Origin of the sequence: Oenococcus oeni, from assembly GCF_020510245.1 — a bacterium.
In the GTDB taxonomy this organism is placed as follows: Bacteria; Bacillota; Bacilli; order Lactobacillales; family Lactobacillaceae; genus Oenococcus; species Oenococcus oeni.
Genome location: NZ_CP084701.1, coordinates 773,351 through 785,823 on the forward strand (window position 1 = coordinate 773,351; position 12,473 = coordinate 785,823).

General features: G+C 40.1%; 7 protein-coding genes, 6 tRNA genes and 1 pseudogene. 10 read left to right on the forward strand and 4 right to left on the reverse strand.

Going from position 1 to position 12,473, the window contains the following annotated elements; genetic code table 11:
* The first annotated feature begins 26 nt into the window (after nt 1-26).
* The 9 genes and pseudogenes from J3U91_RS04140 (at nt 27) to J3U91_RS04180 (ending at nt 8,432) form a co-directional block, all read left to right on the forward strand.
* A tRNA-Met gene (locus J3U91_RS04140) sits at nt 27-100 on the forward strand.
* A gap of 56 nt (nt 101-156) precedes the next feature.
* A tRNA-Asp gene (locus tag J3U91_RS04145) sits at nt 157-231 on the forward strand.
* A gap of 31 nt (nt 232-262) precedes the next feature.
* Nucleotides 263-335, forward strand: a tRNA-Phe gene (locus J3U91_RS04150).
* A gap of 20 nt (nt 336-355) precedes the next feature.
* A tRNA-Gly gene (locus J3U91_RS04155) sits at nt 356-426 on the forward strand.
* A gap of 2 nt (nt 427-428) precedes the next feature.
* Nucleotides 429-502 (forward strand) — tRNA-Ile (locus J3U91_RS04160).
* 79 nt (nt 503-581) lie between these two features.
* A tRNA-Ser gene (locus tag J3U91_RS04165) sits at nt 582-671 on the forward strand.
* An 841-nt stretch (nt 672-1,512) separates the two neighbouring features.
* Entirely contained in the window at nt 1,513-1,893 is a 381-nt protein-coding gene (locus tag J3U91_RS04170) for a type II toxin-antitoxin system RelE/ParE family toxin (protein ID WP_002819088.1), read from the forward strand.
* A 12-nt stretch (nt 1,894-1,905) separates the two neighbouring features.
* Nucleotides 1,906-2,199, forward strand: a complete 294-nt coding sequence (locus J3U91_RS04175; RefSeq protein ID WP_226489987.1) for a helix-turn-helix domain-containing protein — start codon at nt 1,906-1,908, stop codon at nt 2,197-2,199.
* A 1,466-nt stretch (nt 2,200-3,665) separates the two neighbouring features.
* Nucleotides 3,666-8,432 (forward strand): annotated as a pseudogene (locus J3U91_RS04180) (type ISP restriction/modification enzyme).
* 750 nt (nt 8,433-9,182) lie between these two features.
* Here J3U91_RS04180 and J3U91_RS04185 read toward each other — a convergent pair.
* The 4 genes from J3U91_RS04185 to J3U91_RS04200 all read right to left on the reverse strand — a co-directional run bounded on the left by J3U91_RS04185 (nt 9,183) and on the right by J3U91_RS04200 (nt 11,234).
* A complete protein-coding gene (locus J3U91_RS04185; RefSeq protein ID WP_002819082.1) occupies nt 9,183-9,740 on the reverse strand; it encodes a hypothetical protein in 558 nt (185 codons plus the stop codon).
* Entirely contained in the window at nt 9,730-10,632 is a 903-nt protein-coding gene (locus J3U91_RS04190) for a hypothetical protein (protein ID WP_002819081.1), read from the reverse strand. The genes J3U91_RS04185 and J3U91_RS04190 overlap by 11 nt, the downstream gene beginning before the upstream one ends.
* A gap of 151 nt (nt 10,633-10,783) precedes the next feature.
* Nucleotides 10,784-10,975, reverse strand: coding sequence for a hypothetical protein (locus tag J3U91_RS04195; RefSeq protein ID WP_032804700.1), 192 nt, complete (start codon nt 10,973-10,975; stop codon nt 10,784-10,786).
* Between the two features lie 73 nt (nt 10,976-11,048).
* The gene (locus J3U91_RS04200; protein WP_002820302.1) at nt 11,049-11,234 is read right to left on the reverse strand and encodes a hypothetical protein; all 186 of its coding nucleotides are present in this window, start codon (nt 11,232-11,234) and stop codon (nt 11,049-11,051) included.
* Between the two features lie 74 nt (nt 11,235-11,308).
* Between J3U91_RS04200 and J3U91_RS04205 the strand changes: the two genes are divergently transcribed.
* Nucleotides 11,309-12,409, forward strand: a complete 1,101-nt coding sequence (locus tag J3U91_RS04205; RefSeq protein ID WP_002819077.1) for a helix-turn-helix domain-containing protein — start codon at nt 11,309-11,311, stop codon at nt 12,407-12,409.
* The last annotated feature ends 64 nt before the right edge of the window (nt 12,410-12,473 follow it).

Genomic DNA, 12,473 nt, shown 5'->3' on the forward strand with positions numbered 1-12,473 from the left:
TTGCCGTGAGGCAAATTTAATATTATCGCGGGGTAGAGCAGTCTGGTAGCTCGTCAGGCCCATAACCTGAAGGTCGTTGGTTCAAATCCAGCCCCCGCAATAGGTCACTTAGTGACCGACCTGAATGTTTGGCTATTACATAGAAGATGTTCAAGAGGTTCCATGGTCTAGTTGGTCTAGGACGCCTCCCTGTCACGGAGGAGATCGCGGGTTCAAACCCCGCTGGGACCGGTCGATAGCAATATCGATGTAGTCAAGGATTGGCTCGGTAGCTCAGTTGGTAGAGCAAAGGATTGAAGCTCCTTGTGTCGACGGTTCGATTCCGCCCCGCGCCATTGGAGATTTCTCTCCTTTTGCGAATGTAGCTCAATGGTAGAGCTCCAGCCTTCCAAGCTGGCTACGCGGGTCCGATTCCCGTCATTCGCTTTGGACTATTAGCTCAGCTGGTTAGAGCGCTGTGTTGATAACGCAGAGGTCCCAGGTCCGAGTCCTGGATGGTCCATTGGCAAACAGGCATTTTATTATGAATGTTTGTTTGCCACTTTTTATATTATTATGATTAATAGTTATTTTAATCAGCTGGAGATTTACTCAAGAGGCTGAAGAGGCGCCCTTGCTAAGGGTGTAGGTCGGTTTATCCCGGCGCGAGGGTTCGAATCCCTCAATCTCCATTGTGTTATGTTCTAAGGGCGTATAAAGCCCGTAGTTAAGGCATTTATGAGTTTTATAGGGTTGTGGATAAGCCCTGATATTACTTACGAAAGTAATACGAAAAGTAATATGAGTTTTTAAGAATGTGAGGTTAAAAAGATGACTTTGCACACACTATCGGTCTCTTAACTAAATTAGAAAAGAGATAAAAACATGTCCTACACAGTAAATAAAGAAACTTTTGAAGAAACAGATTACAAAGTCGCCTGATCTTGTCGCTCTCACAAGCCGTTAGAGATGATATCAAGACCTTTAAAGACGTGACTGAGATAGCAAGACCAGTTAATGAATAAAGAAAAAGCGTCCATTATGGGCGTTTTTGTTTGCTTAACGGGGATGTTATAGATGTGCTTGTAAGCACGGTTGTAAAACTTTGCTGTGTGGACGTATCCACGGCCATCAAAATAATGGCTGCCTAGAAATTTACCCCCCCCGCCCATCTTTGCTTGCAGGAAGAGCGCACACATTGCCGTCATTTCGTGTTAAAGCAAAATTTTTAAATATTTTTTATAGGGGGGGTCATGGATAGTAGCTATTTTTTTGCCTAAATTTAGTTTGTTTTAACTGTTTTAGTTCGTTATTTGCTAATAAATTATCTACCATAATTGCATTTAATAGCCATAATGCGAACGATTTCGTCTGTTTTTCTATTGGGTGTAGGTTTATAGCCAGTCATAGCAAGGGTTTAGGGCATTTTGGGCGATAATGTAGTACTTATTCCAACCCTAAAAACGGCTTTTAAGCTCATTAAACACGCCTCGTCATATTCACATTCAATAGCATTCATGCTATTATATAGACGTGGTAGATAATCCAAAATTTGAAGATATAAAGCGTGCTGATGGCACGAGTGAATTTTTTGATTATTTATCGGGACTGCCAGACAAGGAACAAGCCAAAATATTAAGTCGAATCAAAAACATTGAAGAGTTCGGTATTCAAATTGCCCAACAGAACCAATGGGTGGCTTATCTGGATGATAATTTATACGAGATACGCTCACGAGTTGGCAATAGTCAGCAAAGAGAGATTTATTTTAGACTAGAGCGGAATGTTTATAAGATTACACACGGCTTTATAAAGAAGACCAGAAAAACACCTCCTAAAGAACTTAGGCATGCGCAGGAGGTGAAAAAACGTTTTCTCAAAGATTGGCAAAAACAAAAACAGTCAAACGATTAGTTAAGGAGGTACATGATGGAAAAAGGCTTTAAAGGTTCGATAGACGACTATATAGCAGCTAAACGGCAGCAGAGTCAAGAGTTTGCTGATGAATACGATCAAGAAGATATCCGACTAAAATTAGCCGTGATGATCTCTCAGAAAAGAAGAGAAGCTAATCTCAGTCAGGCACAGTTAGCTGAAAAGGCCAGCTTGCCTCAGTCTACAGTCGCTAGAATTGAGTTAGGCGATAACTATCCCTCTAGTAAAACCTTGCAAGCGATTGCTAAAGCCTTGAATAAAAAGCTCAGTGTTCAGCTTGTTTAATTTGAGTGCTTAAAGTTGTCATACTGTTAAATACCGTTTTAGTTATCACTAGAGCGGTTTTTTGTTGCCTTACGGGGATGAATTTTTCTGAAAAACGAATTTATTACGTGGGATGCAGCAACCCGTTCAGTAGCCGATCATTGCTCAGCAGAAAAACGATAGGGGGGTACCCGTGTCTAATAGAGCGTTCACATCACTGTCTACCCGTGGCCAAAGTGGCAAGACGAGGCCTCTTGATTAAGCTGTCTTAGTCTCGTTAATGCCCTATAACGGCGTTTGACTGTCTCTAGGGGTCACGCTCAATACACTAACTTCAGCTGTTCCGGTCTATCTGGTATCACTAGAGACGCTATCAGATCAATCAGAGAAAAAAATAAATAAAGGAGAGCCAATGCCTTAACAGCGGTCTTAGTAGCCATAAAGTATATAGAAAACCGCCAAAAATAAGCCATTATTTGCCATTTTTTTGCGTTTTTTAACCCTGATTTCTGCGCCATACCCCCCTGTGTTTGCGTTCAAGAGGGAACGGCGTACAGGTGGCGTTTTGTAAAAAATTGCCAAAAAATCAGATTTTATCAAAGTAACCTGTGCCCTGTCAGAGGGCGGTGGTTGATTAAGGGTCTATCAGGCGTGACTAGATTACACCCGTTTAAAAGTCCTATCAGCGGACTTTAGATGAGTTGTCTCTAATCAGTCGAAACGACGGGTTAGGCTTGCCCTATAACTAAGCTGACTCGTTCATTGACCGACTCAGAGAGCCAGCACCCTGTCAGCGGGTAAGTGGTTTGATCTTACAGCCATCATAAAAGGGTGTCCTGTTTTGTTACCCCTTAGAGGAAGCGTTAACAGTCAAACTGATGGCTTCAATATCTGCTGTTTGGCTATTTTGTGCAACTTGCACATTGTATTAACGGATAAAAACCGTCTAAACGCTGGTATAACAACGTTTTGGCGCACTTTTGGCATTGATAAAAAGGCACCGTTTTGTGCAATTTTTCCCAATTATTTATCTTGGTTCTGTTCTTTTAAGTGCAGATTTATGCAAGTTTGACTGTCAACCTTTGTCAAGTTTTGACAAGTTTTTAATGTCTGGTTTTTTCAGGTTCTAGGCTAAAAAGCAAGCCAAGATCAGCAAGCCGCTAAAAAAGAGGCACATAAAATGGTGGCTCATTGCAAGTCTGATAGCTTCCACGATAAGCATCACAAGGCAAAAAAACTAAATAAAAACCGTTACAATTTGGCGTTCATTCGATAAGCGGCTAAATGAGCGTGGACCAATGATTTTGCAAACTTAATTAGAAACGAATCCACACTTACGAGCTAGTCGAAGTGGGTTTTGATTAATTGATTTTTGGTATTCACTTGTTATTCTCGCCGACCGATATAATCGTTTAGATTTTGTGTCTGCCCTTCTCATATTCTTCTATAATCAAATTAGTGTTTTGAGTTAAAAGGGAGCTATTTTCGTGAATGCTAGTACACAGAGTTTTGATCGTTTAGTTGAGGAAATTAACCAGACAGCCGGGGGTGTGCAACGAGATCGTGGCACGCTATTTGAGCGCTTGGTCGTGACTTATCTGAAAAATGAGCCGCTCTATGCCAACAAATTTGATCATGTCTGGATGCTGGCGGATGTGCCAGATCGTTATGGCATCCCTAAAAAGGACACCGGCGTTGATATTGTCGCCAGCGATAAACTGACAGGCGACTTAACAGCGGTTCAGGCTAAGTTCTATCAAGGAAAAGTCGGAAAAGCCACGATTGATTCCTTTATGGCTGAGATGAATAAAAGCTATTATGCAAATGGCCTGATTGTCTCAACGATTGATGATTGGAATAAAAATGCCGAAGCTGATTTTGAAAACACGACCAAGCCGATTTCTCGCATTGGTCTCACTGATCTAAAGAACGCCAGCTTTGATTGGTCGCAGTTTTCCTTTGCCAAAACTGAAAATCCGATTCAAAAAACACATAAAGCCATTCGCCATTACCAACAAGAAGCCATTGACGAATCATTGGCTTATTTTAAGGACCATGATCGTGGCCAATTAATCATGGCGCCAGGGACTGGTAAAACCTTTACGAGCTTAAAGATTACCGAAAGCCTGATGAGCCAACAAGGCAAACAAACTTTTTATTTGCTTTATTTAGTACCGTCGATTCAGTTACTAACACAGACCTTATTTAGCTGGAATGCTGACGTCTCTGATGAATTAGAACTGGTTTCTTTTGCTGTGACCTCAGATAACAAAGCCACCAAACATAAAAATGAGGATGAAGACTTAGCTCCTGAAGATATCGGTTTTCCAGCCACGACCGATGACCGGCAACTGTTAAAAAACCTCCATAGCCTCAAAACCAGCAGTCAAAAACGCTTGCTGGTCGTTTTTAGTACCTATCAGTCTATTGATGTGATTCATCGTGCGCAAAAAGAAGGTTTTCCTGACTTTGATCTGATCGTGGCAGATGAAGCCCATCGAACCACTGGCGCACATGCCTTAGGCGAAGAAGCCAGTTTTACCAAAGTTCATGATAATCAAAACGTCTCGGCTAAATTACGTTTGTATCAAACAGCCACGCCTAAAATCTATGGCCCTGATGCCAAGAAAAAAGGCGCCGATAGTAGTATCGAAATTTCTTCCATGGATGATGAGGCTCTTTACGGACAAGAAATCTATCGGCTTGGTTTTGGGACAGCCGTCAGTCAAGGAATTTTAACCGATTATAAGGTTATGGTCTTAACCGTCTCAGAGCAGGCTATCCAAAAAGATATGCAGCAGAGTTTAGCTGATGCCGAAAATGGCTTAAATATCGATGATATTGGGCGGATTATCGGTGTCTGGAACGCCATGATCAAACGTAAAAGTTTCTCGGATGCCGTCAGTGGTCAACCGATGAAGCGTGCGATTGCGTTTACAAACACGATCGCACATTCTAAAAAGATTGCCCAAGAATTTAATCAAGTGGTCAATGACTATTTAGGGGATAAAGCGGATGATAGTTATTCCATTGATGTCAAACACGTTGACGGCACCTTAAATGCCTTGCAGAAAAAAGACGCCTTAGACTGGTTAGCTGATGACACGATTGATGATAACCAAGCCAGAGTCTTATCGAATGTGAAGTTTTTGACCGAAGGAATTGATGTGCCAAATCTAGATGCGGTGATTTTCTTTGCCCCGAAACATTCCCAAGTCGATATTGTTCAAGCGGTTGGCCGGATCATGCGCCGATATGAGGATAAGGATTACGGCTATATTATTTTGCCGATTGTGATTCCAGCTGATGTCACCCCAGAATCTGTCTTAGATGACAATAAAACCTATCAAGCTGTCTGGGACGTCTTACGCGCGCTGCGATCCACCGATGAGCGTTTTAACGCCATGGTTAATAAATTGCAGCTGAATAACAAAAAACCCGATAATTTAGATATTATCGGGGTTGGCGATGCACCCGATGAAGCCATTGATGGGTCAGGGGAAGCTGTTGACAGTGCTAGTGGATCAGATTCCGAGCAGCTGTCTTTGGAGCTGAATTGGAAAGAGATTGAAACCGCCATCTATGGCAAGATCGTTGAAAAAGTCGGCAATCGCCGTTACCTAGAGGACTGGTCCCAAGATGTCAGAAAGATTGCTAACCGCTTTATTACAGCCATTAATTTAACGTTAGAAGATAAGCAAAGTGCGAGTTCGATCGCTTTTGCTAAGTTCTTAAAAAGTCTCCAGCACAATATCAACCAAGAAATTGATCAAGACCAAGCTGTTGAGATGCTCGCTCAGCACTTAATCACGAAACCGGTCTTTCAAGCCTTATTTGATCAATATAGCTTTGTCAATGACAATCCGGTCTCTCAAGCTATGGAGGCCATCGTCACGCAGATTTCGGATCCGAGTTTTGAAAAAGAGCTCACGAGCTTGCAGCCTTTTTATGAATCTGTAAAATTACGTGCCCAAGGGATTGATAATGCGGCGGCCAAGCAGCAGTTCATTGTGACCTTGTATGATAAATTCTTTAGTACGGGGTTTTCGGAAACCACTCAGCGCTTAGGGATTGTTTTTACACCGGTTCAAATTGTCGACTTTATTATTAAGTCCGTCGATTTTGCTTTGGATAAATATTTTGGTAAACACTTAGCAGACGAGAACGTCCATATTTTAGATCCCTTTGTTGGCACGGGTACTTTTATTGCCGAGACTTTAAATTATCTAGCCACTCAGATGAAAGCCGGCAAGATTACCTTAGCTGACATCACGCGCAAATATACCCAAGAATTGCATGCCAACGAAATTGTCTTATTGAGCTATTACATTGCTGCGATCAATATCGAAGCCGTCTTTGATGAAATCAATGGACCGGAAAAATACATTCCCTTTGATGGGATCGTCTTAACTGATACTTTTGAATCTACGGAGCAGACTGAAACCTTAGATCAAGATTTGTTTGGGGGTAATAACGAACGCTTAAAAAAACAGCAGGAAGTGCCTATCACAGCGATTATCGCCAATCCACCTTATTCGGTGGGCCAAAACAATCAGAATGATAATCAACAGAATGTGCATTATTCAAAACTGGAAGCTCATATCGCCAGTACTTATGTTCAAAACAGTCAATCAGGTTTAAGTAAGGGTGTCTATGACAGCTACATCAAGGCTTTTCGCTGGGCGACAGATCGGATTGGTGACAAAGGTGTGATTGGTTTTGTGACAAACGGCAGCTTTTTAGATAGCGGTTCGACTGATGGTTTTCGTAAGTCGCTCTATGACGAGTTTAATTATCTGTATATCTTTAATTTGAGAGGAAATCAACGGACTCAAGGTGAGCAGTCTCGAAAAGAAGGCGGTAAAATCTTCGGTTCTGGTAGCCGAGCGCCAATTGCGATTAGCATACTAGTCAGAGATGGTAGTGACCAACATGAACTTCTTTATCATGATATTGGTGATTATCTGTCTCGCAAAGCCAAGTTTGAACAGATTACGAACTTTCAATCTATTCAAAACATTGATTGGCAACAGCTGGTTCCGGACGATAATAATGACTGGCTAAATCAAAAAGATCCGAATTATCAGTAGTATCCGCCTTTGGCTGACGATTCAGGCAAGGGAATTTTCCCAAAAAATGCTATGGGTATTATCACGGCACGAGATCCGTGGGTTTATGGCTTTTCAAAAAAACAAGTTATTTCCAACTCTTCGACTTTAATTGACCACTATAATGCTGAAAGAACACGACTGGCCAAATTCTCAGGCAAAGATAAACTGGCTCATCTGAACCGAGATGATACTTATATTAAATGGACAGCCAGATTAGAAGCGCAGTTGGACCAAGATAAACCGCTTCAATACAATCCTGGCAAAATGGTGCTTGGCCTATATCGGCCTTATACAAAAAAATGGCTTTATTATGATGATCCCGTTATTGAGAGAACTCGTCTTTATTACAAACAATTTGGTGAACACAATGAAGTGATCTTTACGACTGGCCGAGGAGCCAGCCGAGAGTTTTCAGCCCTAGCTACTAACTTAGTACCCAATATACATTTATTAGACACTGGTCAAGGTTTCATGCATTATAACAATGAATCCTCTGATGGGTCTTTAATTCCCGTAGAGCGTGATAATGTGTCTGAAGAGTTTGCTGAAAAACTAGGCATGACTAAAGAAGAAACTTACGCTTATGTCTATGGCGTTTTGAATTTACCAGCTTATCAGACAAAATATGCCAATGATCTTAAAAAGGACTTGGCCCGTATCCCGATTCTAAAAGATAAAGAGCAGTTTGCTAAGATCGGTCAGGCTTTATTGGATTTGCATATCAATTATGAGCAAGTGGAACCTTATCAAGAGGTGCTGATTAATGGCCTGTCTTATGGTGAGTTTATTCATGGCCAGCATGATTACACAATTAAGGAAATGAAACACGAAAAGGTACGCAATGAAGCTGGCAAATCCGTTTCCGACTTATCGACGATTATCTACAATGCTGGAATTAAGATCACACACATTCCTCTAAGAGCCTATGACTATGTTGTTAATGGCAAACCCGCGATTGAATGGATCTTAGACCAATATCAGATCAAAACAGACAAGGATTCAGGGATTGTTGATGACCCTAACCAATTCAGTGAAGACAAGCGTTATATCTTTGATTTGTTGTTGAAGGTGATTAATGTCAGCTTAAAGACACTTGATTTGATTGAGGAGTTGCCTAAATTAGAGTTAGATTCCAATCTGTAGTGTAATGCGTGATTTAATACCCATTTCTCTATAGTTATCTCATGGTATTCAATATTCGTAATTTATGTTTACGTGTTAACAGCACTCTATGAATGTGAGACTTTTTTCAAATTATGACCAGCAAAATTACAATCGAACAATTAAATAATGCTGCCAAAACGCATAATCGATGCCTTGCTGCAGAGACCTGCTTCTAATTTATTTTCGTCCTTTTCTAAATATGCAACCCTACATAATTATTTGATTTATGATAGGGATGATTTTGCTATTTACTATCGGTCAGTTTCCAAGGATATTTACGATATAGGAATGATCCGCTGATTAAATCGGCCATTCAGCTGAAGACCAATATAGAAAGAAACCAGATTATGGCGGCTGGGTTCAATGGATTACAGGCATTTTAGAGGCTAACCATATTGACGATTCTCACGCCAAAAGAAAACTCGACTGATTTATTTGGGACGAAAACAAGTCAGACTACTTGAGGACTAAACGGTAATTTGATGGATATATGTGTTTGGTTGTGTTGCCAGAAAGGAATCACCTTTAAGGCTTTTAAACTGGCTTGCTTCTTGCCTTGAGTTAATAACAACTATTGCTAAAACTACAACTACTACTACAACGCGTATATTTTTTGTGACGATTGCGGTTTCATCCGATTGTATCAAGCTTTCGGCGCTTCACAAAGTTTTTCAAAAAATGCTATTGATCAAGAATTTAAAAAGCCGCCTCACATGAGACGACTTTTGATTAGTTTGAATGTTGAGATGCTGCTTTTTTATCTACAGAAGGTTGATAAATGAGTTTTAATCTGGTTTGCATGGGCTGACTTATTAATTGACTATTGTCAGTCGCCCAAACAGCTAGAGCGTTGAAATCAGCCGATTTTTTGTAAATGCGTTCAATTAGCAGCTTGTGCTGTTTAACAAAGTCATGGTTGGCATTATCAGTGTGATCTTTGAAAACGACTTGACCGTTGGCACCAATAAAGAGGTTAACAAGCATCATCGTATTGGCTAAAGCGGATAACTGGAAGTACTGAAAGCTTTGATCCCAATCCTTAAAGTAATAGTATTGGTTTCCTTGAAAGTTCGCTTCTCCGATAAAACCAACCTGGAGTAAACTGTCTATCACGTTTTCTGGATAGCCCAGAGAAGTCACTACGCTTCTGGGACTCTTAATGATACCGAGATCATCGGTATTGAGAAAAAAAGGAGTATAGGTCGCTTGAGCTTGTGGTTGACCTTTTAGCCCAACATAATAGCGATCGCCTAATTGATCCAATCTAATCTTGCGACTATTCGCCATTGGTCCGTTGCTTGCTTTCTGCTGTTCTACTCACGGAAACAATGACTCGTTTTAGCTCATCATCGGCCAGCGGTTTATCTGAATGGGCGTTTGACCAGTTCAAAAGCGTTTCAATCACGGGCTGATCGAGTTTCATAAACAAAAGCGAGCCGACTAAGGAACTGAAATAAAGATGCCGGTTGGCACTTGGCGGGTTGATTAAACTAGTCAAAGTTCGATTAGCCATTTCCTGCCAAGGCTGACGATCAAGCAGAACTGTCTGCCTATCGGGGGATGAAACGTGTGCCTTGATTGAAAGAATCTTTGTCTGGGATAAGACTTGATGAAGGCTTAAAAAGGGTGCTGTATGACTGACAGGCTGGTCATCATGCGTCAATGAATAGGCATTTAAGATAGGCAAGCCGGCTAATTGTGACCAATTAGAACGATAACTGGTCAAATCTGTTTCCCAGTCTACCGGCAATAAGCCAGCTAGATACGTGCCTAGATGAGCCCGTTGCTCTGAATCAAAAGGCTGATCTGTCGGAATGGCCACTCTGAGCCGTGTGCCTTTATAGCCGTTTGAAATAGTCGGATAAATCAGATAAGCCAGTGCTTTAAAAGCAATTTGAATCTTGACTACAGCAGCCGGGTAGTCATCACCGTTGGTGTTATCAATATCAAAGAACAGAATTGACCGGCTGACCAGATTAGCATTCTGCCGAATGGCTTTTGTCATTGTCCCAGCGATCACAAATTGACCTTGATTGTGTTTGTATTGGTCAGCTTCTTGGCTTGAGTTTACAGCCGCTGCTTGTATAGCTTGTTGTTCGACCAGCCATGACCAGTCAGACGAGGCTGGTTCAATTCGTTTTAGTTGACTGTGCTTGAGGCCTTTTTCCAGATAGATCATAGGATGACCTTCCTGAACAGAGCTAACCTGCTAAAATACAGATAGGCATTTGTTTGAATGCCGGTAATAGTGATAATTAATTTGTTCCATCCATTAGCTGCTCTGCTGCCCAAAGTTTTGTAGCTAATGGATTTTTTTGTCTCTTGCATCATTATTTAACCTGCTTCCTTTCCAGATACGCCAGCATATCGCTAGTCCTATACAGTTTTAAGCTGCCGAAGACAATCGGATGTAGCTTGCCTTGGTTGACCAGTGTGTCGAAGCTGCGAACGTTAAAGCCGAATAATTTCGGTATATCCTTGCGCCTGAATGTCACAGGCCAAAATTTAGTTTCATTTTCCATATTCACGAGTGAACCTCCGTATTTGAAACAAAATGACTGATGTGTGTGTGCATTGCCATTGTTTCCTTTCTAATTAATTACTTGATCTGATATTCAATTTTTGCAGAGCGTTCTCAAGGCGCTCTTTTTGACTCTCATTTAAATCTTCAGGGTATCTTAGCCATACAGATAAGTTTGAAGCATTGGTATGTGCCTCGTGAGCTACCTCATACATTTTGATCCCTGAATCTTTAATCAATTTCCGATAATTCTTTGCCATCATTTCCTCATTTCTTGTAAAAACTAATTGCTTTATCTTGTTCCCACGGTTATTATTATATGTGAGGTTAATTAATGTGTGCAATAGGAAAAGCACACAATAAAAATACACACAAAATGATTAAACCAGATAAAAAAACTTTAGCTGCTCATCTGAAACAACTTAGAGAAAATAAACGCCTATCTCAAGAGAGCTTAGGAAAAATTGCTACCGATAATGAGGGTTTTAACGTTCCTAATGTTAGAAGGACTGTTAGTGACTGGGAAAATCCAGATAAGGGTTTTCCTAGTGCTGATAAAATTGCTCGTATTTGTGTTTTTTTTCAGATAACTCCGACCGAATTGCTATTTGAAAAAGACTCTGATATGTGGGAATTAGTTTTATCTAACCGTGATTTAAGTATTAAAAAATTGTCAGAAACTGTAAACAAATTTTTTGAAAAGTTTGGATTTTATGATGTATTGCACAAGATCGATGATGTGGAATTATCACACAAAATATTCCCTAAATTATCAAAGCGAAATCTAGAAGACATTCTCTATGTCTTAATATTTGATGGGGAATTGTCATCTTTGAGAAAAGAAAAGACTAATTACCCAAAGATAAGCAACCAAGAATTTTTACTACCGATGATGACCGCTGGATCAGGATTGTTTAAAAACAATATCTTTATGAGGATGTTGGTTCTATCTGGTGATTACTTTTCTCATCATCCAAAGGAATTACAATCGCTAAAGGAAAAATTTTCTAATGGTATTGATCTAGAAATTGCAGAGATGGAATACTATTTTGACTTAACTAAAAGTGAATTTTTAGAAAGAGGGATAGATATTAGTGAACAAATTCTTGTTGATTTATACAATGAAAACTTTTTTTTAACCACAGCAAATCAGGAAATAATGCTTGAAGATATACGAAACCTACTAAATTTTAAAACTAATTATTCTAATTTTTCTAATGAGGCTTTAAAAACACAGCAAAGTTTTTCTAACGATCTTGAGCAGACAATCAAATTATTTCTGAAGAATAAAGTTGAAAAATCAAATATGAATCAATTTGAAAAAATAATAATTAGTGATGAACTAAATAACTTACTAGAACGTTTCTATAAAGATACGGGTGCTTCCTATATTGAAGACTCAGAAGATAATGGTCACTGGTCATACCGTTCATAAAACGAAGCATTTTCAGAGAAAGACAACTCTTAAAAACTCTCGTGACTGATGATGTGTGTACTGT